Genomic DNA, 24,117 nt, shown 5'->3' with positions numbered 1-24,117 from the left:
AAGCTGTCTGAAGTAGCTTCAAGTTCGGACAGCTTTGTCGTGATTTCCATGAAAGCTGTCCGAAGTAGATCCAAGTTCGGATAGCTTTTCCGTGATTCCCATGAAAGCAATCCGAATTAGCCCCGGGTTCAGATAAAATAACAAAGATTCTAATGTAAGTTATCTTTAGTAGACCTCCTATCAAGAGCTATAAGATCATTTAACTAACCTACCCGGATTTTTCACCTTGATTGAAACAACTTCTCCGCAATCCAAGCAAACTGTATAAACCCTTTCTGACCCGATAGCCATTTTTTTATCGACTGGCCGGAGATTGATATAATCCATCGCCTGGACGAAAGAGTTTCCTTCGCAACTTTGGCATTTCAATTCTTTATTACTCATAAAATACATCCCCTTTCTATATATTGCTAATACGATTCTAATGTGCAGAGGTTTCAACTTTTAACGAGAAAAGGGATTGCTTTACATTTTAGGAGGATATTCGCTCACTTTGTTGAATTTATTTTCTATTGATTGTAAAGGGGACATTACCTATGGAGTTAAAAGATCATATCAAGCAGTTAGAGGAAAAATTATTAGCAGCAGAAGTCCGTTCATCGAAAACGGAACTGAAAAAGTTATTGGCTGATGAGTTTTTTGAGTTTGGAAGTTCTGGTAGGGTTTTGTATAAGAATGAAGATCTTGAAGGTGGAATTGGGATCATCAAAGTTTCATTAAGTGATTTCGATATTCATCCTTTATCAGATCATATTGTCCTGGCGACATACCGGACTTTTAATGAAGAGACGAACCAACATGCGTTAAGAAGTTCGATTTGGAAACTTAATGATGGTGAATGGAAGATGGTGTTCCACCAGGGGACCAAGACGGACCCAAACTTTTACACGTGATCTAGTAGAACCGTAATTTCATAATGAGTGCGTACTAGAAGGAAATTAAAAAAGTATTGAGTAAAAAGGGAATATATGCGACAATAACATGGAAATATTTACTAAAAGGAGCTACGGGCATGGGGAAACCACCAAAGAAACATATTATGAAAAGGTACCCTATCTTTACAACATTACTCATAACATTATGGATCTGGTATGGTTCCTATCATCTGGGAGTAAATATAGGTGAGTTCTTCGCGAATTTAAAAAACTAATCATACATAGTAGATTTTGAATCATCTATCCCTCTCTGCCATATGTATAGAATGATTGTTTAAAAGATTTCTGTTGAAAGGTGAGAGTATGGAGAATACATCATCGTTGAAAACAATCTTAGCGTCTTTGCAATGGTTGTTTTTTATTTTTGCTAATACGGTTGTTGTTCCGGTGTCGATCGGAACTGCTTTTGGATTGGATAGTGCAGACATTGCGGCTATGCTGCGGAGTTCACTTATTTTTACCGGAGTGGCATGTGTGCTGCAGGGAATGTTCGGTCATAGATATCCATTGATGGAGGGGCACTCGGGTGTGATGTGGGGATTGGTCCTGAATCTCAGCCTTGCTGCTTCTTCAATGGGTATGAGCCTTCCGGAAATAGGCGGGGGAATTGCCTCGGGAATGCTGCTTGCAGGGACTGTCATTTTGGTTCTGGGAGTATTCCGTCTGCTTTCATATATCCAGAGAGTTTTTACGCCGATGGTCATGACGGTATACCTATTTCTCCTTACATTCCAACTGATCCTTATCTTTTTTAAAGGGATGCTGAAAGTGACTGAGGATGGAAGTCTCGATCTGCCGGTTACCTTGTTTTCTTTTGGAGTTGTAGTTCTGGTTAGCTTGTTGAAAATAAAAGGGAATGACGCGATCGGGAATTTTTCGATATTGATCGGAATGCTGCTGGGCTGGGCTGTCTATGTGATCCTTTTTCCCGCAGAACAAGTGTCGGGAAGCCAAGGCTCAATGGACTTCTCATTCTTCCCTCTTGGAGCTCCTAATCTGAGTTACGGAATCATCGCAATCACTTTTATTGCGAGTATTATCAATCTCAGCAATACAATTGCATCTGTCCAGGCGGCGTCCAAGCTTAAAGGGACGGATGTTGCTCAGTCATCATTGGATAGATCGTATCTTTTAACTGGCAGCTATTCTATTGGCGCGGCTTTTTTTGGACTTGTATCCTATGCTCCATTCGCCTCGTCCGTCGGATTTTTGGAAAGTACTCGGATCTTTGACCGGAAACCATTCCTGATTGGGGGCGGATTAATGGCGATCCTTGGCATCATCCCAATCCTGGGTGCTTTTCTGGCAACGCTGCCCATCACTGTTGGAAATGCAGTGCTCTTCGTAGCCTATCTTCAGCTTTTTGGCACCTCTTTAAAAAGTCTGAATGGATATACGTTTGATTCTAAATCTATTTTCCGGATCGCTGCTCCAGTATTGCTGGGACTGAGCATCATGAATTTGGATGCTGAGCTCTTTACCGTTTTACCCGTCATCCTTCAGCCGCTTCTCTCGAATGGTTTTATTATGGGTGTCTTATTATCCATCCTGCTTGAAACCTTCATACGATGGGATGAGCGGGAACTAAAGGGAAGTGAAACAGCGGTTGTAAATGAGTAGCAGAGAGGAAATGTGAGGTGCTCTTTTTTGGGTGAACTACTATACGGCAACGAAGAGATTTATATTATTGTTTATTGTTTCATCCTATTATGGTTAAATCTCGACTACATTAAGGACTACAAAAAGATTAAAACCGGTCTAAAGGAAATATCTTCTGACGCAGAGTTGGAAGTGAATCCAGAAGGTTTGTCTTTGGTCCTAATTGATTTGCTTTTTAATTTTTTCAGAAGATGGTTATTGTATATCCTTGCCGTGTTAATGACTGGAAACATATTCGTAGTGATTGTGTCCGTCACTTTATTTGCGATAAGTTTATATGATGTTTTATTTAATTACAGCCTGGCAAAGCTGAAAAAATCAAATCTTAAATTTTACTTGGCAGGCCTTGATACGATCTATGTTACGGTTTTTGTTTCTTACCTGTTACTTTCATAGAATCCTGTGATAAATCACCTCCGGATTTATTCGTCCCAACTCTTAAAATGAAAGTGCCAATTTAATCCGGGATAAGACAATGAGCAAACTTAAGACGGGTTCGAGGTCAAAAGGCGCAAAGCTGTCAAAAGAAGAGACAACTTAAGACAGGTCCGGGACCAAAAGGCACAAAGCTGTCAAAAGAAGAGGCAACTTAAGACAGGTTCGGCATCAAAAGGTGCAAAGCTGTCAAAAGAAGAGACAACTTAAGACAGGTCCGGGACCAAAAGGCACAAAGCTGTCAAAAGAAGAGGCAACTTAAGACAGGTTCGGGACCAAAAGGCTCAAAGCTGTCAAAAGATGAGTGAACTTAAGACAGGTTGTGGACCAAAAGGCTCAAAGCAGTCAAAAGATGATCAAACTTAAGACAGGTTGATCATCAAAAGGTACAAAGCTGTCAAAAGATAATCAAACTTAAGACAGGTCCGGCGTCAACAGGCGCAAGTGCTTAAGGTTTTTTGAGAAGTATGTAGCAATTTACGAATTCGTTACAAAAGGCATTGCAGCGCAATGCCTTTTGTTGTGTCCTCCTAATCAATCAAATTCCATCGTTCCTTTTGACCGCGACTGATATTCAGCGAATTTTAGCAGCAGGAAGCTTATGGCGAAGAATGCAATGCCTAACAGGATTTCTTCTCCTAAAAGAACAATCACATTTGAATAGTTCCCATCGTTTAAGATGTCTTTTGTAAGTTGGACGCCTCTTGTCAGTGGGGTGAACTGCCCGAGGAACTGCAGCCATTCTGGCATCCTGGAAAAAGGATAGTTGGCACCACTCAATAAAAGCAACAGGCTTGCCAGGAGGTTGGACCAAAGGTGCATAGAAGGGGACCAGAGACAAAAAGTTCCTAGTATTAGCCCAAGCCCAGCAGCTGAGAAAATCGAACAAAGCCAAATAATCAGCAGCACGAAACCTTCCTTTAAAGAAATCGTTAACTGAAAGAGGAGGATTCCAAACCCCAATCCGATTGCTGCTGTCACAAGTCCATTTAAGACGTGGGCGATTGATCTGGATAGAAATAAGCTTGCTTTATTGTACGGTGTCGCCATAACCAGGGGAAGTGTTCCCATCCATCGATCGGAAGTGATGACAGACATAATGCCAAACACTGAATTTAATACACAGAGCAGGAGAGCGTTCGCTGCTACATAGCCTAATAGATTTTCTCCCTTGTATACATAGTTTACTAGTGTTGAAAAGAATATGAGCTGGCTAAGTGGGCTGAGAACCATCACGAAAATATATACCTTTGGATCAAGCCAGCCGAATAATGCCTTATACGATAAAAATCCGTGACGTAAAAATCGTTGAACAGCTTCCATTGTTTAATACACCCCCAATTTCCCATGAAATCTAGCCTTTTTATCCATTAAACGATAGAAATACACCCCAATGAGAATATACAACAATGTAAGGAGAACAATCCCTGAAAAAGACACCAGTACTGATTGGAATGACAGCGTTTCAGTCGTCACATCGCGTAAAAGTTTGATTGCCCAGGTGGGAGGAAGCATGTAGGAGATGCCTTGAACCCAGGATGGCAAATACGAAATGGGAAATAAAAAGCCGCATATTAGATAAATAGGATATTCAATGAAATTCATCAATGCTTCAGCTTGTCTGGATAGTGTAAAAGCGAGCGCCAGAAAGAAAGAGAAAACAGCCAGCGACAGCAGGACGATTAGTAGTGATGATAAAAAGTACCAGGGATGATAAAAGACAACATCTAACTGGAAGACAAATTTTAAATAGACGAAAGACAAAATCATGGAAATGAGTCCCCATAATGTATTCGCAATTATTTTTCCAATCAGGGTGACTGCGAAAGGAACTGGTGAGATAAAAATGATTTCGAGAGTTCCATAGAATCGTTCTCTATTCACATCACTGGCAGATGAAAAAACGATCGAAGACCAGAGGGCCATGAATCCAGAGCCCAATACCACATAATGAAATAAAGTTTCTGTGGAGTCTTTTCCGTAAATAAAGATTGCTAATGTTGAATAAAAAAGAGGTGAAATCCAGATGATGAACTTAAACATCGGACGTGCAATGGACAGTTTCATATGGACAAGGATGGTATGAAGAAGGGAGGCAGCTAAATTCATGAAGCATTCTCTCCAATCGTTCTAACATATACATCCTCAAGGGTTGGATTTGAAATCGTTAAATTGGTAATCATAGAGTTTTTCATAGAATCATAGATAAATGGCACGACAAGTTGTGGCTCTGCTGTCTGAATCCGCAATGTGAAGGCGAAATCCTGTTGGTCAACTTGTATATGGTGTATGCTTTTAAGATTCTTTATTGTTTCAATTTGGGCTGATGATGCCCCCATCACCGAGCAGTCGATAATTGACTGGTTATCCACCTTTTTCTTAAGGTTGGAAGGAGAATCAATGTCTATTATTTCTCCTTTATTAATAAAAGCAATCCTGTCACATAACTCATCAGCTTCATACATGTAATGGGTTGTCAGCAAAATGGTTGTACCTTGTTCATTTAGTTTTCGCAAAGTCTCGCGCAGCTGCCTTGCGCTGACGGGATCAAGGCCGATAGAAGGTTCATCAAGAAACAAAATTTCCGGATTGTTCACAAGGCCTCTCGCAATTTGTAATCGCTGCTTCATTCCTTTTGAGAAGGTCTCCACTTTTTGATGGGCCACATCATGAAGACCTACGAGTTTTAGTAAGTCATCTATTCTCCCTTTCTTAATAGATTTAGGGATTTTATATAGGTCGGCAAAATACGAAAGGTTGTCATAAGCCGATAACCGCCAGTATAAGTTCCGTTCTCCTCCCAAAATAAAATTGATCTTCGGCCTCAAAAATCGGTGATCAGCTGCCGGATCAAGCCCTAAAATGGAAACTTTACCTGAATTGGGGATCAGCATGGTAGATAATATTTTTATCATCGTTGTCTTGCCGGCACCATTCGGGCCAAGCAAGCCGAAGATTTCCCCTTTTTTTACTGAAAAAGTAATCCCCTTTAGTGCATCAACCTTCTTTTTTTCCTTTTTGAATAGCCCTACATCAGTTGTGTAGGATCGAGTAACATTTTGGACTTCAATTACATTTTGATTCATGTCCTCGCCTCCAATATTAGATAAATATCTTATAAGATGATTATATGGTTTAGTTTGGTAAAGTCAACCATTTTTTGTGTGAAAAAAATTATATACTTTTCGGATGCTTGCGATCTTGTTCATTTATCGGTGTTTCGTGGAAGAAGGAGTTTAGAGTGTTTAGGAAGAATATCAACAGTAAAACTTTGGTTCAAGGGTGATACTGTTGGTTGAAAAGTACATTAAAGTTGAAAATGGAATGTATGGACAGAAAAAAGAGGGCAGGGAGTTCCAGTTATTTTAATCAGTGGTGGACCTGGATCTTGTAATTATTTGGAACCTTTATCAAATCTTATTGATGATATTTATGAAGTTATTATGTTTGATCCTAAAGGTTGTGGCCGCTCAAATTATGGCGGGAATGGATACGATTTAGAAGCTTGTCTTCAAGGCATTGAAAACATTCGGGAAGAGTACGACCTAAAAAATTTGGTAGTAATTGGACACTCCTGAGAAGCTGATTTAGGGTTCGCTTTTATATCCGAACTCCGTAATAGGATGCGTTATTGACTTACCTTCACTGTTTATTTATGCCGAGAATGATATTTGCCCTTCTTGGTCAGTTAAACAAGTCTCAAACCTTATTCCTAATTCTAGATATATCAACATTGAAGGAGCAGAACATTTTATTTGGCTAAACAACAAGAAAGAATTAGGTAATGTCTTAAAACCTTTTATTAAGCTAACGGGGGAGGGATGTTGAATAAGAATACCAATAAAGCAATTATTAAAATGGGGGAAGAGAATATGATAATACTCGTACTTGTTGTATTAAATGCGCTTGTCGGACATCTATTTATTCAAAATTTAATAGAAGCAATTAAAATTAACGATAAAGAGGAAGGTGAGAAGAAAAAAATTAATGCTAGTATAAATTTTGTCTTATGGACTTTCTCCATAATCTTTATTATTACTTTATTTATAGGTGGCTATTCTAAAATTCAAAGGTCAAAAAGACAATTCTAAACAATTAAATAGTTTCTTTATTCAAGTAAAGATGCAGGATAGCTTAAATGAAAATTCGTGAAATTAACAATAAAATATTATGTTCTACATAAAAAAATATATAATGCATAGGTTAGCAATTGAAAATAGAGAGGGATAATTAAGATGGAACTCATTGTTGCTTCTATTTTTATTTCGATATCTTTACTAATGTTTTTTATCAACGGTATAGTATCAATGATTGCAGGGTATTTTTTAGAGGTTTATGAAAATCCGTTTTCAAGCTCAATCGTACCTTGGATTCCTTGGTTAACAATGATTATTGGTCTTTATTTTTACTTTAATTATATTTTTGAAAAAAAGAATAGATAGAAATTAGTCAGAGCAATGGTGTCTAATATTAATGTTTATGAATAATTGCAATTAAACAATAGGGTGCGTTGATTTAGGTAGGATTATCACCTTATAACAAGGCAGGTTGCACAATAAGGTGTGGTAAAATTAAAGCAAAAAGAGGTGATTTAGGAAATGGTAATACAATCAATTATGTCTCCGAAAGGTATTGTTGATGTTTGGGAAGAAACAACAGAAGTATTCAATAAATATCAAATCCCACTCACTGAAAAGCCATTGGAAGCTATCTTTGAAGATGAACAGCTTGTAACTCTTCTGGAGGAATTAAACTATGCTGTTGGAAGTTCAACTTTGACTTGCGTTAAAGGTGGCTGACAAATTCCTACCAAATAAGGAGTAGGTTACTCCTTAAACATTCTGGTTTAACTAGTGGGTGCTTGATCCAGGTAGGATTAGGCACCTTTTTTGTTGAATTCTTTATTAAACATACGGGGAAGTTTAGTTGAAGATGGAACTTATGATAGTGTATTTCCGACTATATGTATAAAGGGGGTATTACATTGGTTCAAAAGTTATTTTTTGTCCTGATTGCATTAACGTTATTTATGATTAGTGGGTGTTCCAATGAAGGGGAAACAACCACAGTAACAACAATTGATAGTATTGATGCCGAAGAAGTTTTAACATTGGAATCTGATGCTGATATTTTTCAGTATGATGGAGTTATCTACAAAACTAATATTGATTGGGTTGAAGAATTGTCTTTAACAAAAGATGTTCAAATCGGTGAAATAAAAACAAAAAATAATGCAAATACAGATTTTAAAGATGAGATGTCGAATAAACTTCCTGTTGGTGCAAAGATTTTTTCCACCAAAGAAAGAGGAGATATTTTAATTGTTGAATCTGAAGGAGAAATCAAAAAATATCTTGCAATCGTTGAAGGGTAAACAAGTCTTGTTCAACCAACAAAAAAAGCTCACGGCTTTTTATAGCTCTGAGCTTTGTATGCTAAAATAACTGTAAAATCACCTACTTTTCGGTTATCCATATTTTTTGTTTAATTAAAAGGTAGTACCAGTAGAAAGACCTAGTTTCCCACTAAAACAAATACATTATCATCTGGGGCTTTCATTACTGCTACGTGTCCGCCTAAGGAGTTAGGAAATGGGGTGCGAATCCACTCAACTTCAGGGTTGGTTTTTAATGTTTCATAAGTTTTCTGAACATCATCAACGACGATTTCAGTTTCAGCAAAATTTAAATTGGGATTATTTTTTAATACTAACTCTGAATTGCCTTCAGGAAATCTCATTCCAGTAAGTCTCCATTGTTTTCCCTCGTCTTGATAGGTTTCCCAAACCTTGTTTAAGCCTAATGTTTGATAGAATTCCACTGATTTATCAATGTTATTTGTATAAATAGCAAGACATTCGATCCTTTTCCACACAACGAGTCCTCCGTATCATTTACAATTTGGGGTTAATGAAATCTTGCAATTGTTTTAGGGTAGCTTCCGCATGATCCTGGTTATAGGAGAAATACTTAATCGTCCCGACTTTTTCTTCTTTTACAAAACCTGCTTTCTTTAACAGTTCCAAGTGGTGCGACACGGTTGCCGTTGTAATTCCAAGGTACTCCGCGATTTTGGCCCCGTATTGCTTATTCCGGGCAAGCATTCGTAAAATAAGGATTCGATTCCGGTCGGATAATGCTTTCAATTGCAATTCCAGTTCGGCGCTTTTTTTTCGGTAATCGACCAGTGGCGCATCTATTCCATAAATGATGATACACGTCTTGGAATCGAAAATCCTGATGCGATTAGCCGCAAAGAAGTACGAAGGAATATAGTAATACACTTGATATAAGCTTGTTCGTCTGAACGTTTTTCCCATTATGTATTGAGCCAAAGCTAAAGGTTCCATTTCCATCGATTTAACTTTATTGATGGATTCCTGGGCAGCGTTACTTATTATTGAAAGCTCATCTCTGAAAGTCCTTGATTGGGAAGCATCTAACAAGAGGGATACAAAGTTACTTCGGAAATCAGGCAGGTTTTTCAGGATATCATGCATTGATGCTTTTTTTTCATCGTTTTCCCACCAGATCGTATCCTCGGCAGATTTAAGCTTCTCAGGATCCTTGATCAACTCTTTTATTTGCTTTTCCGGAACAGACTCGCCAAAAAAATGATACAAAAAATCAGGATCACTAAGAGTAGATATCTTTTCAAGAAACAGTTCTACATCATGAAAATAAGGACAAGGAAGAAGGAAATTAAACAGAAAGGTGAAACTCCAATCGGTTCTTGTATTCCAAAAACTCAGGAATTCTGCGGAGTTTTTATCCAGTTCCTTGAGTAGTTTACCATATAAGCGGTCCTTATCTTTTCTTGAATCAAGTAAAGACGAATTAAAAGCAATAAATTCCACAACGGATGAGTGAAAATGCTCTACTACAACTTCATCAGCTTTTGAGCGGCTGTCCCACTCCAATGACATATCAACACCTCTTTTCATACATATTTATTATAAGGCAATTATCTAATAAAAGAAACTTGAATATGAAGTGCTTAGTTCCCAGGAGGATTCCAGCCCTTTTTATTGAATATTTGTAGTTAGGGATTATTTAAAAGGGAGAAGAGTATGAAAAAATTTTACGTTGCATCGAGTTTTCGAAACATTGATGCTGTGAAGTATGTGTCGAAACAATTAGTCCATCAAGGATATATACATACATATGATTGGACGAAAAATGGCAGAGCAAGGGAAGAGAATACGTTACTATTGAAAGATTTAAAAGTGATCGGTCAACACGAGAAAAATGCCGTCATAGAATCTGATTTTATCGTAGTTATACTCCCAGGCGGAAAAGGAACTCATATAGAATTAGGAATCGCTCTGGGGCTGGGGAAAAAAATCTTTCTTTACTCACCAGATGGAGCAATCGATCATGTCGAAACAACCAGTACATTTTATCATTTACCAGAAGTTGAAAAATGTTATGGGAAACTAGATGAATTAGTAGATAAGATTACTGCACAATTGCCTATGAACCATGAAGCGTGATAGTTATGGTGGTTACAGCATAAAGAAAGGAAGATGACCAGATTGGCAAAAAAAATATCTTTATTTTTATTGGGTCTATTAGTGTTCGTCGCCTTGTTCTCTACATTTTTATTATTCAAAACCATTTTTTCAAATCTCATTCCTGAGTTTAAGACTGCAGAAGCCATCCCTTTAGCTATTTTTTCAGGATTAACATGGGTAGCACTTTCTATAGCTGTAAGGAGTCTAGAGAAGTGGTTTACATAAAGAAAGTTTATAGTGGTGTTCATTATAAAAAGATATTAAGTAATGTGGCATTTGCAATCATATCGGTTTTTATATTGGTACATGCTGCTGACTATGGTTTAACGGGGATAATTGCCTTAATTAGTCTGTGGGTAATTTTTGACTATATTAAGCATTTGGAGAAACAGGCCGATGTTAATAATAAGACGAAAAAAATCAGTATAATTGCATATTTTTTAACTGGAATTATTAGCTTGTTATTATACCTTTTGTAATTTAGTTAATAAGTAATTGATATGGAAATATTGTTAGCATTTTAGAGGGTGATTATTTTGAGATTCATTGATGACTTAGCGGGCTCGATATATGATGTTTTTAAATTTATTTTAAAATCGCTTAGCTATTTTCTGGCAGGGATTGTGATCGTAGCAATCCCAATGTATTTGATCGTTTGGATATTTGGTTTACTTAAGTAATTCAATTCCTTCTGATTACTAGGGGAAATACTTTTTAAAAGGGGTAGGTTAAAATCAATAGTCCATTAAGTAAACTATTTTTGTTTGGTGCCTTGTTATCTGCGATTCTCTCATTTTTCCTAGGCACTAAGCTTGCTATACTCTCGGCTGGATTCCTTTTAGCCAATGCAGTCTTGCTTCAATATTTGAAAAATAGAGAAGATGGAGGAAGGAGTTAAGTGCTTGGAAAAAGTGAGGACGCATCCATTCATTATTTTATCGTTAACCCTTAGCTCGATTACGATGGCACTATATGCCTATCAGAATTTTGAGAATCAAGAGATAGGTTATGGAATAGTTTTTACAGTCTTATTCTTGTTCTTAAGTGGAATGGCGATTTATGGTTTTATTAGAAATCAAAAGATAAAAAGTGAAAACAAAGATCATTGATAAGAATATTGACGGCACGGGGGAGTCATGAGAACCTACAAAACTGAAGATTTACCAAAAAATAAAATAATAGAGTTTTTTAAGTTGCATTGGGGATCTCCAGAAATGGTGATTTCAAGCGGTGTTTATGATTGCAGTACATTAGATGGCTTTGCCATTGTAAAAGAAAACAACATCATTGGTCTTGTTACCTATGTCATTATTGATACCGAATGCGAAATTATATCATTAGACAGTACGGAAGAAGGCAAGGGTATAGGTACATCGCTTGTTAAAGAAGTAGAAAACATAGCTTTAGAGAAAAAATGTACACTCATAAAACTCATAACAACAAATGATAATCTATTAGCACTGAAGTTTTATCAAAAACGAGGTTTTGTCATTTCCAAAGTGATCAATAATGCAGTAGAGAAAGCGAGAAAGTTAAAACCAGAAATTCCTCTGGTCGGTAATGATGGTATTCCAATAAGGGATGAAATTGAGTTAAAAAAACAATTAGAATAAAGAGGTCGTTAATCCAGGAAGGATTGACGCCTTTTATGTTGAATTACTTCTGGATGAAGAGTTGATAGTGTTGAATCCAACTTGGAAAAAAGAAGAATTTTAGAGAGAAGTGAGAAAATGAGTGAAAACATCCCTTTTAGATTGATTGAACAAAAAGAAGGAACAGATAACCTGGTTATTGTCTTACCAGGGGCTGGTTATTCAACCCAAGCTCCGTTGTTATATTATACAACTGGATTATTTTACAATAAGGGCTTCGATGTATTGCATATTAATTATTCATTTAGCAGGGAAGAGATTTCTTTACTAAATGAAAGGGACCTAGCAACAGATGTACAACATGTGATAGACACCGCCATCCATGATAAAAAATACAGCAACTTATATTTAGTGGCTAAGTCGATTGGAACAAAAGTTTTAAGATGCCTGCTCGATCATCCAATGTTTAATGATGCCAAATTGGTATGGTTGACTCCATTGCTGCAAAATGATGATGTATTTAATGCAATGGTTACTAGTGATCATAAAGGGCTTTGCATTTTTGGAGAAAAAGATAGTCATTGCTTTATAGTGGAACGCTATGAAAAGTTGAAAAACAATCAAAATCTTACCTTAAAAGTGATTGAGGGTGGGGATCACAGTTTAGAGCTTGATGAAGATTCGTTTATGTCTATTGAAATCTTAAAAAGTGTCATTTCTTATATCAACGAATTTTAACCAGCGGGAGATCGAATAAGAAATATTCTATTTAAAGACCGGTAAAAGAGTTAACTGGAAGAAAATATGCGAGAAATAACCCGAGATTGAACTGGAAAAAAACACCCGGAATTTCCAGTTCGCCAATAAATTTTGATTTTCGCCAAAAAACACACTAGTCTTGCAAAGTTGTTCCAAATAATGGTATTCAACCAATAAAAGGTTTTAAACAGAAAAAATCCTCCTATGTAGAATGGTAACAACAAGTTGCTAAACACCTATTCTACAAGGGGAGGATTCCTATGAACTCAAAGAGTTCTATACCCAATCAAACTTTACCCGACTCAACTGTAGTTCAAAAGTGTTTGGCACTGTTAAATCTTGAGAATTATCGTGACCCCTTTATGGACCATAAAGCACACAAACTTTTTTCTGGCCATGTCATTACCATGACGGTAGAAGGAATGCTTATGAGACGTGAATCCTTATGGGATTTGAGTGAGAACCTTAAATCCAAGAAGGTGTTCAAGGAACTGCTGGAGCTTAAGAGTATACATGGATCTTCTATTAACAGAAAGCTTATGAAGCTGCCAACCGGTCTCCTGCAGGAGACTGCATTCCGAATCTTTAAGCAGATTGACCAACATCATAAACGCCTGCCTGGCTTTGAGAAGATAGGAAAGTTGGCCGCTGTAGACTCTTCTCAATTCTCGCTCCCTTCCAAGGCGGGTGAATGGGCTTATTCCACCAAGAAAAACAATGGAGTAAAGCTTCATCTCTGTTTGATTGTCGCGGATGAAAATACCTATTATCCTGGCAAATCGATTTTTTCTACTACCGGAGTAGATGACAAGGAAGTCGCGCTTGAACTGGTGGTCGACCAAGCTGTCACCTACATCTATGATCGAGGGTACATCAGTTATGTTCTCTATTCAGATTTAATCCAAAAGAATCTAAAGTTTGTCGCCAGGGTAAAAATGAATTCAAAGCTGACAATCGTGAATAAGCATGACATTCATGATGAACCTAACATTGTTTTAGACGCTGAGGTTCAGGTTAAGAAGCCCAAGACGGAGGAGATCATCTCATTGCGTCTTGTAGAATTCCTTGATGACGAAGGCAATAAATACAGGGTAGTCACGAACCGACGGGACCTTACTGCGAGTGAAGTCGCAGAGATTTATCGCCAACGATGGAAAGTGGAGCTCTTTTTCAAATGGATCAAACAGCACCTTAAGTTGGTGAAGTTCTACAGCCATAAAAAGGAGGCTGTATGGAATCAGTTATGGCTCGCCATGATCGCTTATGGGCTTTGTGAATTGGTCAGGATTCAGACTCGTTCTAAAAAATCCACTTGGGAAATACTCAAGTACCTTCGTCAATACTGGTATGACTCATGGGATTATTTTATAGAAGCCTTATTCAGGGAGCCGAGCAGAAGATCCAAAGGAAGGCGAAAGAAAGGAAAACCCGGCCGGCCAAGAAAATATCCCAAGAAGTTGAAGACCGTCCAAATTGTCCAAAGATAAACGGATAATAAGGTGCTAACTAACTTGCTTGGTAACTTGTTGTTTTAAACAGGTGTTCTTTTTTTTGTTTCCAACGCTAACTAGCTAAGTAACTAAGTTTGAAAATAAACTAAAATTAACTAAATTTGGTATCTCGTTGCAAAGCTAGTGCAAAAAACAGGTGGAAATCGCCAATAAATAATTTTTTTCGCCAAAAAAACTCGAAAATCGCCAATAAAGTTGTGAAAACCGCCAATAAAAAAATTCAACAATAAAAATTAGCATAATACTGCTGTCTTTCTCCCTTGAAAACTTGGTTTTTACTATCTACCAGCTCTACTTCAAAGCTTGAGTCAAGGATTCTGGTTAATGTACGAACAAATTGTGTTGTTTTTGATACAATTCAGGTTAGCTTTAAGAGTTAAAGTTAAGAATGCCAATTTTCATGATGGAAGTGTGGCAATTCCATAAAAATATAGGGGAGTTTTTATGTTCAATAAATTCAAAATTTTATATGGGGATCATCAATCACAATTTGGTGTATTGCGTTTGCCTGAAAGTCCAGAACCAAGCCCGGTAATAGTCCTGATTCATGGTGGGTTTTGGCAATCTAAATACAACTTAGAAGAGAATACTCCAATTGCTGAAGATTTAGCACTGCGAGGTTATGCAACTTGGAATATCGAATATAGAAGAATAGGTGAAGAACTAGAAGGATGGAATAGCACGTTTAATGATGTAATAGACGCTATTAACCATCTGACTATTATTAAGGAGTCGCATGGGATCGACCTTGCAAAAGTAACAGTTTTGGGTCATTCAGCGGGGGGCCATTTAGCCCTTTGGTTAGCTTCAAGAACTAATGCGTCGCAAACGGAAAATGAATTTAATGAACTCGCTATAGGTATTCAAAAAGTATTAAGTTTAGCAGGAGTCACTGACTTAACAAACATGTGGGAAATCCACGAGCAAAAGGGAATTAAAAGTCCTGTAGCTGCACTACTAGGTGGGACGCCGCTGGATTTTCCTAAACGCTATAAAATGTCTTCTCCTATAGAGTTATTACCATATGGTATAGAGCAAGTGTTAATACATGGTGAGTTGGATCGTCATGTTCCAGTAGAGTTAAGCAAAAATTATTGCCAAATCGCTCAGGAAAAAGGAGATAAGGTGAAGTTAGTTGTTCTGCCGGATATAGAACATTTTAAGGTCATTGACCCAGCTTCATCTGCTTGGGACATAGTTGTTGATTATATTTGAATTAGTTCAAGAAGGATATTAGCCAATGTTGTGTGAAATAGTAGGAAAAATAAGGCAAGTTTTAGAGGAAATAATTTAAAATACAGGTTCTTTTTAAAGAAGTTACTGTAGCGTTTATCCATGAAGAATTGACGCCATTTTGTTTAACTTAGAGTAGGTAAAACAAATTGCTTCTATGGAATTTTTGTGAGGAGATATATATGACTGGAATCTCTGCTGTTGAAACTAAAAGGTTAATCCTTAGAGAACCTGATGAAGATGATTTTGAAGATATTCATGAATTTAAGTCAGATCCACAGGTAGTGAAATACTTAACTTGGGGCCCAAATAGTAGAGAGGAAACCTTACAGAGCCTTCGAAAGCAAATCGCTTTTCAAAACGAGGAAAACAGAAAAATTCATGTTTTAGCCGTCGAAATAAAAGATACTAAAAAGGTCATCGGAAATGCTTTGTTTATGGTTAGAGATCATGATTTTAAAACAGCCGAGATCGGATATTTTATTAATTCAAACTACTGGAAACAAGGTTACGGGATAGAAATTGTAAGTGGCTTATTATATTTAGGTTTTAACACCATGGAAGTCCATAGGATATATGCCGTCTGCGATGCCGAAAATAAGGGCTCTATCAAGCTTTTAACAAAAAAAGGTTTCCGGCATGAAGGCCATTTTATAAAGAACTTAAAGGTAAAAGGACAATGGAGAGACCACTATCTATTCGCTATGCTAAGCGAAGAATTCATTAACAAACCCGAAAATGAAGGGTGAAATTCCGAATGAATTGGCTGCCATATGGCAGTTTTTTGTTTATATAAGACAGCATGCCCGCCATTTTAAAAGGCAAAGAAATGAATATCGCTAATGGTTATTTATGGTATTATTAAATTTAGGTAGGTTTTGACAATAGGGGGAATTGAATTGAAGAATCAGTTAAAAAAATCTTCAACAGATAAGTCTATAAGTGGGGTTTGTGGAGGTATTGCTGAGCATTTTGGGATATCTTCTTTGGCAGTAAGACTGATATTCATTTTGTTACCTGGTTTTAATATATTAATCTATTTAATTCTTGTTAATACGATGGCTGATAGTCCTCAGTCATTATATTGAATGAAGTGTTAATTTCACAATTTCGAAAGGGAAATTTCTTTGAAAAGATGGAGATTAGTAACGATACTTTTGATTAGCATAATAATAGGTATTTTCCTTTATCACGATGCTCGAACCTTGGATCTTGATCCATCTGAATTACCTGTTAATGAACAATTAGCGATTACAATATCTCAGCGATACCTTGCTGGCTATTGGACACATCCAGTTAAGTTACATTTGACGCCTTATGAGATGAAGAATGTAAAAGAAATAGCAGACAATGATGTTGTGAATATAATCGATGAACGGGATACAGGTAATTGCAAGGGGTTTCGGATCATTGTTGAGAAGGATACTGGTAAAGTTTTAGATAAAGATAAGGTGGATTATTGTCATTCAAAGCAATAACCCTATCCGATTCGCCCCTTTCATGGCGACTTTTTTAAGTCTACTAAAGTGACAGGTCTTTGATAAACTTGCATAGTTAAACCTGGCTCTTGCACACCTATGTTTGCAAGAGCCGCAGAAGGAAAATTACCTGAAATTGGGGTTTTATAAATTAATCGAATATTACAGCTTTTCCTTGTTCACGTACCTTTTTTAAGAATGTAAGCATATGATTTATTTCCTCATTGGAATGTCTTTCCCATGAACTTAATTCTGCCACTATCTTCAAAGGAAATTTAGATCTGAAAGAACGTGTTGGGTTTCCAGGGAATTTTTTGTCAGTTAAATTCGGATCATTTTCAAATTCACCTAATGGTTCTACAACGTAAATTCTTTCTTTTGATTTAGAGGTTGCTAATTCAGCACCCCATTTAGCAGCATCCAATGTTGCAGTAAAGTATATATAGTTTGATTTTTTATCTTGGTAATTTGATAGGTGTTGTGGTTCTAATAAATCTCCAATTTTTAATTCGGCTTTAGTACCATGAAAAAATGGACCATTATCTAAGACATTTTTTTTATCATTCATATTGATACACCTCTTAAATATTTGGATTTGTGTATACCAGTATATTATTGGAATTAGAAAAAGAGTAGTCTATAAATTAATTGTAAATAGTTGTATAATGTAATTAGAGAGAATGATATTGAACACTATTTATTCCTATTCAATTTTTAATTTAGCTTTACCATTTGCGAATGTTGCTGATTTTTGACTATTGCTTATATAGTGATATGAAGTATGAAGGTGCGTTGATCCATATGGATGGATTAACCACCTTTTTTAATAAAAAAATCAGTGGATGTTGATATATATATATATATATAGTAATAAGATTAGTGAAAAACGAAAATGTTTTACATAAAGAAAAATTAAAGCTGCTGAGACCCAAAAAAATAGGCGATGTGGAATATAACTCGAAAAAAACAGAGCCTCCGAAAAAAAGCAATTTTAATAATGAACTTCTTTATTCCGGATATCCCAGGTAATGTACTTAAACACCTGAAAGTTCGCTTCCATAAACTCCAAGAGATATGACACTTTATTACTGTAGAATTACATTTCTTTAACAAATCCCCGGAAAAGACGGAATTGCCAAGCCAGTGGCGAAGTCTATAGGTACAGAGAAAAATAGGGGCAATTTCAGAAGCTAATTAGGGGGACTATATATGCTAGAATTTGATACTAATATTGATCAATTTGCCACTATAAAAGTAATTGGTGTAGGGGGCGGCGGAAATAATGCCGTTAACCGGATGATTGAGGACGGGGTGCAGGGAGTGGAGTTCATTTCTGTGAATACAGATGCGCAGGCTCTCAATATGTCAAAAGCGGAGATCACGATGCAGATTGGCGGTTCACTGACCAGGGGGTTGGGGGCCGGTGCCAATCCGGAAATCGGCAGAAAGGCTGTCGAGGAAAGCAGAAAGCAGATTAGGGATGCGCTGGAGGGTGCGGACATGGTGTTCGTAACGGCCGGTATGGGCGGCGGAACAGGAACTGGAGCTGCGCCGGAGATAGCCCATATTGCACGCGAACTAGGCGCACTAACTATTGGAGTCGTGACTCGTCCATTCACTTTTGAAGGCCGCAAACGGGCACAAAATGCGGCTTCCGGAATTGAAGAAATGAAGAAAGCTGTTAATACGTTAATCATCATTCCAAACGAGCGATTGCTGGCAATCGTCGATCGGAAAACGCCGATGATTGAAGCGTTCCGTGAGGCGGACAATGTCCTTAGGCAGGGTGTCCAGGGAATTTCCGACTTGATCGCCGTACCAGGCTTGATCAACCTTGACTTTGCTGATGTAAAAACGATCATGTCCCATAATGGAACGGCACTTATGGGCATTGGAGTGGCTTCTGGCGATGACCGTGCTGCCGAAGCTGCCAAAAAGGCCATCTCCTCACCATTGCTTGAAACGAGCATCAATGGCGCAAAAGGAGTGCTGATGAACATCACTGGCGGCGTGAACCTCAGTTTGTATGAAGTCCAGGAAGCGGCCGATATCGTGGCGGCTGCAACTGACGACCAGTTAAACATGATTTTTGGATCAGTCATTAATGAAAACCTGAAAAATGAGATTATGGTGACCGTGATAGCTACCGGTTTCGATCATGATGAGGATGAAGCACCACCTTCCAACAAATCGCGCCGTCCTGGAGACATGATTGCTAATTCCCGTGAACAGTATCATTCTCAGTCAAGACAGCGAGTAACTGTTGCCTATGCAGAATCAGGGAATTACGGCCAGTCCAGCAGGTACGGCCAGTCCGGCAGCTTAAACCAGTCTGACAGCCACGCTCACACTAATCACTATGGCCAGTCTGATCGCTACAACCAGTATGACAATTTCAATCCATCCGATAGCTATGGCCAATCCCGTAATAACAGCAAGCAGCATGCCTACGAAGAGCCTGCGAGTTATGAACGAGGCAACCAGCAGTCAGACGACTCACTTGAAATTCCATCGTTCTTGCGAAAGCGAAGCAGAAGGCGATAATCGCCAAAGGGGCCAAATCGGCAGTGCTTGCTTTTAAGAGGAGGAACAAATCAATAAAAATAGACCATTGAATATTATTTTATTCAATGGTCTATTTTGCTTTGAAAATTTAAAGTTTGCGAGACAATCCGTTAGGAAACTCCCGCACCTGTAGCTCAATTTATTTTCGTTTGCCTTTAAGGTCGATCCCGATTGCTGCACCGTTTCGGCTTGAGTCGGCGACTCCCTTGAAGATTCCGTTCTTGCGGTCAATCAAAATGCTTTGGACATTGCCGATGGTCGTAGGACTCGGTCCGAATTTATGGCCCATTGCATTCAGTTGGTTTAGAGTATCAGCGCTAATACCTTCTTCATAACGGTAAGAATTTAGATTGTTGGTGTAGATTCTTGGCTCTTCGACTGCTTGCTTGAGTTCCATATCGTACTCAATCGCATGGATAATGGTTTGCAGTACTGAAGTAATAATGGTCGGGCCTCCTGGAGAGCCAACGGTTAAGACTGGTTCACCCTCGTTATCGAAAACGATGGTCGGTGTCATGCTGCTCAATGGGCGCTTGTTTGGCTGCACTTCATTCGCGCCGCCAGGGACTGCATCGAAGTCTGTCAATTCATTGTTCAGCATGAAGCCATAACCAGGGACCATGATGCCTGTTCCAAATACCTGTTCAATAGTTGTTGTGTAGGAGACGACATTTCCCCATTTGTCTGTAACTGAAAAATGGGTCGTTTCTCCATATTTCCGATCATTTGGCTGACTAGTCGGTGAATAGTTTGCTTCGGTATCTTCATACTTCCAAGGGTCGCCGGCTGTTGGATTCTGATTGACTGAATCCAGACTGATCAGTTCCTGGCGCTCCTTGATGTAATTAGGGTGGAGAAGTCCATTCACAGGTACATTGACAAATTCAGGATCTCCAGCGTATGCAGCTCGGTCCGCGTAGGCTAGATGCATGGCCTCGGCTAGAAGGTGATATTTTTCTGGAGATCTAACATCATACTGTGACAAATTGAAATCATCAAGTATTTTCAGCATTTGCAAAAGGAAGACACCGCCTGAGCTTGGTGGAGGCATGCTGGCAATTTCGTATCCTTGATAGTCTCCCCAAACAGGCTCATCCACTGTTACTTTATACTTTTCCAAATCCTCTGAGGTCATAGAACCTCCGAATTCCTGGACAACATCAGCAATTGCTTCAGCGATTTCTCCTTTATAAAATGTGTCCGTACCTTTTGAGCGGATCATCTTAAAGGTTTTAGCCAAATCGTCCTGAACAAGAACATCTCCTTCTTGAAGCGGCTCTCCGCCAGGGAGGAAGACTTGACTTGCTGCAGACTTTGATAACTTGTCTTGATTATCGGCAATCGCATCTGCAAGAACAGAGTCTATCGGGAACCCTTTGTCAGCGAGTTTAACAGCAGGGCCAATCAGTTGTTGCAGTGGGCGAGTTCCCCACATTTCAAGTGCTGTTTCAAGCCCCTTCAGGGTACCCGGAACTCCCACAGCAGTACCTCCTGTTGACCGGACGGAGAAAGGAATGGGATCTCCGTTCTCATCCAGGAACATATCTGGAGCCGCGCCTTCAGGAGCACGTTCACGACTGTTCACGATCTTAGTTTCGTTTGTTTTTCCGTCATAAACCATCATGAAACCGCCGCCGCCGATTCCGGACATCATGGGTTCCACTACATTCAGTGCAAACTGGATGGCGACAGCTGCATCAATTGCATTTCCGCCTTTGCGAAGGACTTCAGCCCCAATCTCGGATGCGAGAGGGTGGGCGGCTGCGACCATACCATCCTTGCCGACGTCAACCTGGCTGTACTGGTCATAGCTGAATTCCGGTTTTTTTGCCAGTCCTGCTGAAGGCATGGTACCTGCAAGCAACAGCACACTAAGCAGAGCAAATAGCCCGGTACGTAAGAATCTTGTCATAATACTACCTCCTGTTTAAATTTGGAATCACCCTCATGGTAGGGGAAAAGAAAGACTGATAGCAAATTATTTGCTGAATTTTCCTAATTTTAAATATATTGTCCTAAGGGTAATGAGGAACACAGTAAAAAAGGCACTTGGAATAGATGGGTCTAAAGATTGATGATGGAATTTTATTTTAAATGTGACGATATTGAAGAAATATACTTATCAATTAATTTACGAAGCTATACAGCATTAGGAGAGATATTCAACTTAACAGATGGTAAAATTTTACAAGTGAGGAACTTGTGTAAAGGAGAGAAATTGTAAATGGCGGTTGAATTGAAAAGTTGTACTCTCGAGAATTTGCAAACCCTTCAAGAAATTAGTATCGATACCTTTAATGAAACCTTTAAAGAACAGAATTCTTCAGAAAATATGAGTGCCTATTTGGAGAAAGCGTTCAATATAGAACAACTGCAAAGCGAGCTTTCCAACCCTTCAACTCACTTTTTTTTCGTATATTACGATGATGAAGTGGCTGGATACTTGAAGCTTAATACCAGTGATGCCCAGTCTGAAGAGATGGGCAATGACGCCCTTGAAATTGAAAGGATTTATGTAAAAAATAACTTTCAAAAGCTGGGGCTTGGCAAGTATCTAATTAATGCAGCAATGGGAATTGCTACTGACAGTGGTAAAAAGAAAATCTGGCTGGGTGTATGGGAAAAGAATGAAAATGCGATCGCTTTTTATAAAAAGATTGGGTTTGTACAGACTGGAGAGCACTCTTTTTATATGGGTGATGAAGAGCAAACAGACTTGATTATGACTAAGTCTTTGTAAGATGACCAGTGGATGATTAACTTTCTTAACTCATGTAAATAATCTATGCTAAAAAAATCCGACTATTTGCCAGGGTGGATAAAGCCGGCAGATGATCGGATTTTTTCTCGCATTTAATTTTTATATGCCGTTGTAATTCAACCTGGTCGGTTTATGCACCCAATATCCTCTTTAATGTGACGACAAATCCTTCTCAAGCGGTTTATCCGCAGAATATCCTTTATCTTCCTTTCTGTGGCCATCAATCATTTTTGCCGTTATGTATGATGTAGGCGGAGTAAGTGGTCAAACCCGAGTTACACTGATCCTTTCATAGTTAATAGGTAAAAAGACCAAATAGTTTCTTGTCTTATATTGTCTAAATATTCATTCTTTTTTCACTATTAAAACAGTGCTAACTTAAACTATCATTTATTTAGCGTCCCGAAAGGTGTGAAAAGGAGGGGAGATAGTAAAGGGGCGACGACTATTAGGAAAGGGGTACATAAATGAAATCGTTTAAGAGATTAATAAGAATGACATCGGCTATAATGATCCTCATGCTTGCATTCAGCTCGGCAACATATGCCGCTCTACAGCCTGGGGGGCAATCCACGAACGGCAATACGAACATTTCCAGCACCCTATCTTACCAGGAAGTTGTCAAGATCCTAGAAGACATCGAGAGAACCAGCAAAGGAAAGGTTGATGTATTTACACTTGACCAGTATGGAAAATCGGAACAAGGCCGAAGCATCTATGTCGCAAAAGTAGGGACAGGATCTCAAAAAATTTGGATTCAAGCCCAAATCCACGGTAATGAGAAACTGGTTACCGAAGCAGCACTCCAGCTCTTAAAGACTTATGCAAAAAGCGGAGAGAAAGATGTTGAGCAGGTTCTGGAAGAGTCTACACTTTATTTCATCCCAATGTACAATCCGGATGGAGCAGAAATGAACCTTCGCCAAACCAAACTTACGGATAGCGGTAAATTAATTGATCTAAACCGTGATTGGACGTCAGCAGGTTTTGAAGCAGTGGAATCGCGAGTGGTTTATGCCTACTGGGCGGACGTGAATCCTGATTTTGCCATCGACCTTCACCATCAGGGCTTCAAACAAGTTTATGGCACGAACGAATCTACATCTTTCTCGCTTGGAATCTCACTTGCTCCAGATGGTCCAACGTTGCCTAATACCGGCTATAATGAGATCACAAAGCAAATGATGGCCTTTGTATATGATGAGTTAAAAGACTACGGGTACACCCATATTGACCGTTATCAGGTCGGAGTAGATAGAGAAGCTGGCATTGGCTATGATATCGATATTAGGGGCGGTGTTGTTTCAGCAATGATGATGGGGCTGAATTATAATAACCTGAACCCAGAAGGCCATAGCCATCCAGCAGTATTTTTTGAAACGAAAGGAAATTCTTCTGATGGCAGCCTGGGCCAAAAGTCAAATGGCTACCTGACAAAGCAAAATTACCTGGCATTGAAATCATTGGTACACGGATATGTGACCGGTGAAGTCGAGAAAGTGAACCCAGATGACTGGTATAACATTCCGTATTATCCTCTGGCTGGCTACTTTACAGATTATAATGGGGTCGTGCCTGCAGGAGCAAATAGCGGATATTAATTCTTTTTTGAGAGTGTCGTTCCTAGACACTCTCTTTTTGTGGAATATTTTTTGGGATGGAGCAAATTGATAGAT

General features: G+C 38.5%; 28 protein-coding genes. 20 read left to right on the top strand and 8 right to left on the bottom strand.

Annotated features, from left to right (window positions below):
• Window positions 1-195 precede the first annotated feature (195 nt).
• Window positions 196-384: a hypothetical protein gene (locus tag AB5I83_RS06700; protein WP_448973839.1), complete on the bottom strand. Its 189-nt coding sequence runs from the start codon at window positions 382-384 to the stop codon at window positions 196-198.
• 152 nt (window positions 385-536) lie between these two features.
• On the opposite strand from AB5I83_RS06700, the gene AB5I83_RS06695 reads away from it, so the two are divergent.
• The 3 genes from AB5I83_RS06695 (at window position 537) to AB5I83_RS06685 (ending at window position 2,990) form a co-directional block, all read left to right on the top strand.
• On the top strand, window positions 537-893 hold the full coding sequence (locus AB5I83_RS06695) for a nuclear transport factor 2 family protein (RefSeq protein ID WP_448973837.1): 357 nt from the start codon (window positions 537-539) through the stop codon (window positions 891-893).
• A 345-nt stretch (window positions 894-1,238) separates the two neighbouring features.
• Window positions 1,239-2,555: a uracil/xanthine transporter gene (locus AB5I83_RS06690; RefSeq protein WP_448973835.1), complete on the top strand. Its 1,317-nt coding sequence runs from the start codon at window positions 1,239-1,241 to the stop codon at window positions 2,553-2,555.
• 27 nt (window positions 2,556-2,582) lie between these two features.
• Window positions 2,583-2,990 (top strand): hypothetical protein, encoded by a 408-nt coding sequence (locus AB5I83_RS06685; protein ID WP_448973834.1) that lies wholly within the window; start codon window positions 2,583-2,585, stop codon window positions 2,988-2,990.
• Between the two features lie 573 nt (window positions 2,991-3,563).
• Here AB5I83_RS06685 and AB5I83_RS06680 read toward each other — a convergent pair.
• From AB5I83_RS06680 to AB5I83_RS06670, 3 genes are read right to left on the bottom strand one after another with little or no spacing between them, the layout of a single operon-like run.
• Complete coding sequence (locus AB5I83_RS06680; protein ID WP_448973832.1) at window positions 3,564-4,352, bottom strand: ABC transporter permease; 789 nt, start codon at window positions 4,350-4,352, stop codon at window positions 3,564-3,566.
• Window positions 4,353-4,355: 3 nt separating this feature from the next.
• Window positions 4,356-5,138 (bottom strand): ABC transporter permease, encoded by a 783-nt coding sequence (locus AB5I83_RS06675; protein ID WP_448973830.1) that lies wholly within the window; start codon window positions 5,136-5,138, stop codon window positions 4,356-4,358.
• Window positions 5,135-6,115 carry an ABC transporter ATP-binding protein gene (locus tag AB5I83_RS06670; RefSeq protein WP_448973828.1) on the bottom strand — a complete coding sequence of 327 codons (981 nt, stop codon included), beginning with the start codon at window positions 6,113-6,115 and terminating at the stop codon, window positions 5,135-5,137. Before AB5I83_RS06670 ends, AB5I83_RS06675 begins: the two co-directional genes overlap by 4 nt.
• Before the next feature lie 312 nt (window positions 6,116-6,427).
• Here AB5I83_RS06670 and AB5I83_RS06665 point away from each other — a divergent pair, with 312 nt between their 5' ends.
• From AB5I83_RS06665 to AB5I83_RS06645, 5 genes are all read left to right on the top strand, one after another.
• Window positions 6,428-6,607, top strand: a complete 180-nt coding sequence (locus AB5I83_RS06665) for an alpha/beta fold hydrolase (RefSeq protein WP_448973826.1) — start codon at window positions 6,428-6,430, stop codon at window positions 6,605-6,607.
• 243 nt (window positions 6,608-6,850) lie between these two features.
• On the top strand, window positions 6,851-7,120 hold the full coding sequence (locus AB5I83_RS06660) for a hypothetical protein (protein WP_448973824.1): 270 nt from the start codon (window positions 6,851-6,853) through the stop codon (window positions 7,118-7,120).
• A gap of 144 nt (window positions 7,121-7,264) precedes the next feature.
• On the top strand, window positions 7,265-7,471 hold the full coding sequence (locus AB5I83_RS06655; protein WP_448973822.1) for a hypothetical protein: 207 nt from the start codon (window positions 7,265-7,267) through the stop codon (window positions 7,469-7,471).
• Window positions 7,472-7,627: 156 nt separating this feature from the next.
• On the top strand, window positions 7,628-7,828 hold the full coding sequence (locus AB5I83_RS06650; protein WP_448973820.1) for a hypothetical protein: 201 nt from the start codon (window positions 7,628-7,630) through the stop codon (window positions 7,826-7,828).
• 185 nt (window positions 7,829-8,013) lie between these two features.
• Window positions 8,014-8,403, top strand: coding sequence for a hypothetical protein (locus AB5I83_RS06645; protein ID WP_448973818.1), 390 nt, complete (start codon window positions 8,014-8,016; stop codon window positions 8,401-8,403).
• A gap of 140 nt (window positions 8,404-8,543) precedes the next feature.
• Here the strand turns inward: AB5I83_RS06645 and AB5I83_RS06640 are convergent, their stop codons facing one another.
• A complete protein-coding gene (locus AB5I83_RS06640; protein WP_448973816.1) occupies window positions 8,544-8,903 on the bottom strand; it encodes a VOC family protein in 360 nt (119 codons plus the stop codon).
• Between the two features lie 19 nt (window positions 8,904-8,922).
• Window positions 8,923-9,954 carry a metalloregulator ArsR/SmtB family transcription factor gene (locus AB5I83_RS06635; RefSeq protein ID WP_448973814.1) on the bottom strand — a complete coding sequence of 344 codons (1,032 nt, stop codon included), beginning with the start codon at window positions 9,952-9,954 and terminating at the stop codon, window positions 8,923-8,925.
• Window positions 9,955-10,098: 144 nt separating this feature from the next.
• On the opposite strand from AB5I83_RS06635, the gene AB5I83_RS06630 reads away from it, so the two are divergent.
• From AB5I83_RS06630 to AB5I83_RS06590, 9 genes are all read left to right on the top strand, one after another.
• Window positions 10,099-10,521 (top strand): group-specific protein, encoded by a 423-nt coding sequence (locus AB5I83_RS06630; RefSeq protein WP_448973812.1) that lies wholly within the window; start codon window positions 10,099-10,101, stop codon window positions 10,519-10,521.
• Between the two features lie 233 nt (window positions 10,522-10,754).
• Entirely contained in the window at window positions 10,755-11,021 is a 267-nt protein-coding gene (locus AB5I83_RS06625; protein WP_448973810.1) for a hypothetical protein, read from the top strand.
• Window positions 11,022-11,678: 657 nt separating this feature from the next.
• The gene (locus AB5I83_RS06620) at window positions 11,679-12,155 is read left to right on the top strand and encodes a GNAT family N-acetyltransferase (protein ID WP_448973808.1); all 477 of its coding nucleotides are present in this window, start codon (window positions 11,679-11,681) and stop codon (window positions 12,153-12,155) included.
• 117 nt (window positions 12,156-12,272) lie between these two features.
• Complete coding sequence (locus tag AB5I83_RS06615) at window positions 12,273-12,872, top strand: alpha/beta family hydrolase (protein ID WP_448973807.1); 600 nt, start codon at window positions 12,273-12,275, stop codon at window positions 12,870-12,872.
• Between the two features lie 281 nt (window positions 12,873-13,153).
• Window positions 13,154-14,380, top strand: coding sequence for an IS4 family transposase (locus AB5I83_RS06610; RefSeq protein WP_448973805.1), 1,227 nt, complete (start codon window positions 13,154-13,156; stop codon window positions 14,378-14,380).
• Window positions 14,381-14,848: 468 nt separating this feature from the next.
• Window positions 14,849-15,619: an alpha/beta hydrolase family protein gene (locus AB5I83_RS06605; RefSeq protein ID WP_448973803.1), complete on the top strand. Its 771-nt coding sequence runs from the start codon at window positions 14,849-14,851 to the stop codon at window positions 15,617-15,619.
• A gap of 200 nt (window positions 15,620-15,819) precedes the next feature.
• On the top strand, window positions 15,820-16,386 hold the full coding sequence (locus AB5I83_RS06600) for a GNAT family N-acetyltransferase (RefSeq protein ID WP_448973801.1): 567 nt from the start codon (window positions 15,820-15,822) through the stop codon (window positions 16,384-16,386).
• 150 nt (window positions 16,387-16,536) lie between these two features.
• Complete coding sequence (locus AB5I83_RS06595) at window positions 16,537-16,725, top strand: PspC domain-containing protein (RefSeq protein ID WP_448973800.1); 189 nt, start codon at window positions 16,537-16,539, stop codon at window positions 16,723-16,725.
• 39 nt (window positions 16,726-16,764) lie between these two features.
• Complete coding sequence (locus AB5I83_RS06590) at window positions 16,765-17,115, top strand: hypothetical protein (protein ID WP_448973798.1); 351 nt, start codon at window positions 16,765-16,767, stop codon at window positions 17,113-17,115.
• 151 nt (window positions 17,116-17,266) lie between these two features.
• Here AB5I83_RS06590 and arr read toward each other — a convergent pair whose 3' ends face one another.
• Window positions 17,267-17,683: an NAD(+)--rifampin ADP-ribosyltransferase gene (gene arr / locus AB5I83_RS06585; protein ID WP_448973796.1), complete on the bottom strand. Its 417-nt coding sequence runs from the start codon at window positions 17,681-17,683 to the stop codon at window positions 17,267-17,269.
• A gap of 641 nt (window positions 17,684-18,324) precedes the next feature.
• Between arr and ftsZ the strand changes: the two genes are divergently transcribed.
• Window positions 18,325-19,659, top strand: a complete 1,335-nt coding sequence (gene ftsZ, locus AB5I83_RS06580) for a cell division protein FtsZ (protein ID WP_448973794.1) — start codon at window positions 18,325-18,327, stop codon at window positions 19,657-19,659.
• A 160-nt stretch (window positions 19,660-19,819) separates the two neighbouring features.
• Here ftsZ and ggt read toward each other — a convergent pair whose 3' ends face one another.
• Window positions 19,820-21,592: a gamma-glutamyltransferase gene (gene ggt / locus AB5I83_RS06575; RefSeq protein WP_448973792.1), complete on the bottom strand. Its 1,773-nt coding sequence runs from the start codon at window positions 21,590-21,592 to the stop codon at window positions 19,820-19,822.
• A 312-nt stretch (window positions 21,593-21,904) separates the two neighbouring features.
• Here ggt and AB5I83_RS06570 point away from each other — a divergent pair, with 312 nt between their 5' ends.
• The gene (locus tag AB5I83_RS06570) at window positions 21,905-22,420 is read left to right on the top strand and encodes a GNAT family N-acetyltransferase (protein ID WP_448973790.1); all 516 of its coding nucleotides are present in this window, start codon (window positions 21,905-21,907) and stop codon (window positions 22,418-22,420) included.
• A 488-nt stretch (window positions 22,421-22,908) separates the two neighbouring features.
• Complete coding sequence (locus AB5I83_RS06565; RefSeq protein ID WP_448973788.1) at window positions 22,909-24,042, top strand: M14 family zinc carboxypeptidase; 1,134 nt, start codon at window positions 22,909-22,911, stop codon at window positions 24,040-24,042.
• The last annotated feature ends 75 nt before the right edge of the window (window positions 24,043-24,117 follow it).

It is taken from the genome of Mesobacillus sp. LC4 (assembly GCF_053543455.1).
The sequence above is the reverse complement of the archived record's forward strand: the minus strand, read 5'-3'. Positions and strand labels throughout refer to the sequence as shown.

Bases quoted from the DNA above. Each gene is read 5' to 3' on its own strand.
- AB5I83_RS06680 (WP_448973832.1), bottom strand. From the start codon at position 4,352: ATGGAAGCTGTTCAACGATTTTTACGTCACGGATTTTTATCGTATAAG.
- AB5I83_RS06620 (WP_448973808.1), top strand. From the start codon at position 11,679: ATGAGAACCTACAAAACTGAAGATTTACCAAAAAATAAAATAATAGAG.
- AB5I83_RS06630 (WP_448973812.1), top strand. From the start codon at position 10,099: ATGAAAAAATTTTACGTTGCATCGAGTTTTCGAAACATTGATGCTGTG.
- AB5I83_RS06610 (WP_448973805.1), top strand. From the start codon at position 13,154: ATGAACTCAAAGAGTTCTATACCCAATCAAACTTTACCCGACTCAACT.
- AB5I83_RS06615 (WP_448973807.1), top strand. From the start codon at position 12,273: ATGAGTGAAAACATCCCTTTTAGATTGATTGAACAAAAAGAAGGAACA.
- AB5I83_RS06655 (WP_448973822.1), top strand. From the start codon at position 7,265: ATGGAACTCATTGTTGCTTCTATTTTTATTTCGATATCTTTACTAATG.
- AB5I83_RS06660 (WP_448973824.1), top strand. From the start codon at position 6,851: ATGTTGAATAAGAATACCAATAAAGCAATTATTAAAATGGGGGAAGAG.
- AB5I83_RS06565 (WP_448973788.1), top strand. From the start codon at position 22,909: ATGAAATCGTTTAAGAGATTAATAAGAATGACATCGGCTATAATGATC.
- AB5I83_RS06675 (WP_448973830.1), bottom strand. From the start codon at position 5,138: ATGAATTTAGCTGCCTCCCTTCTTCATACCATCCTTGTCCATATGAAA.
- AB5I83_RS06695 (WP_448973837.1), top strand. From the start codon at position 537: ATGGAGTTAAAAGATCATATCAAGCAGTTAGAGGAAAAATTATTAGCA.
- ftsZ (WP_448973794.1), top strand. From the start codon at position 18,325: ATGCTAGAATTTGATACTAATATTGATCAATTTGCCACTATAAAAGTA.
- AB5I83_RS06700 (WP_448973839.1), bottom strand. From the start codon at position 384: ATGAGTAATAAAGAATTGAAATGCCAAAGTTGCGAAGGAAACTCTTTC.
- arr (WP_448973796.1), bottom strand. From the start codon at position 17,683: ATGAATGATAAAAAAAATGTCTTAGATAATGGTCCATTTTTTCATGGT.
- AB5I83_RS06605 (WP_448973803.1), top strand. From the start codon at position 14,849: ATGTTCAATAAATTCAAAATTTTATATGGGGATCATCAATCACAATTT.
- AB5I83_RS06570 (WP_448973790.1), top strand. From the start codon at position 21,905: ATGGCGGTTGAATTGAAAAGTTGTACTCTCGAGAATTTGCAAACCCTT.
- AB5I83_RS06690 (WP_448973835.1), top strand. From the start codon at position 1,239: ATGGAGAATACATCATCGTTGAAAACAATCTTAGCGTCTTTGCAATGG.
- AB5I83_RS06635 (WP_448973814.1), bottom strand. From the start codon at position 9,954: ATGTCATTGGAGTGGGACAGCCGCTCAAAAGCTGATGAAGTTGTAGTA.
- AB5I83_RS06600 (WP_448973801.1), top strand. From the start codon at position 15,820: ATGACTGGAATCTCTGCTGTTGAAACTAAAAGGTTAATCCTTAGAGAA.
- ggt (WP_448973792.1), bottom strand. From the start codon at position 21,592: ATGACAAGATTCTTACGTACCGGGCTATTTGCTCTGCTTAGTGTGCTG.
- AB5I83_RS06650 (WP_448973820.1), top strand. From the start codon at position 7,628: ATGGTAATACAATCAATTATGTCTCCGAAAGGTATTGTTGATGTTTGG.
- AB5I83_RS06670 (WP_448973828.1), bottom strand. From the start codon at position 6,115: ATGAATCAAAATGTAATTGAAGTCCAAAATGTTACTCGATCCTACACA.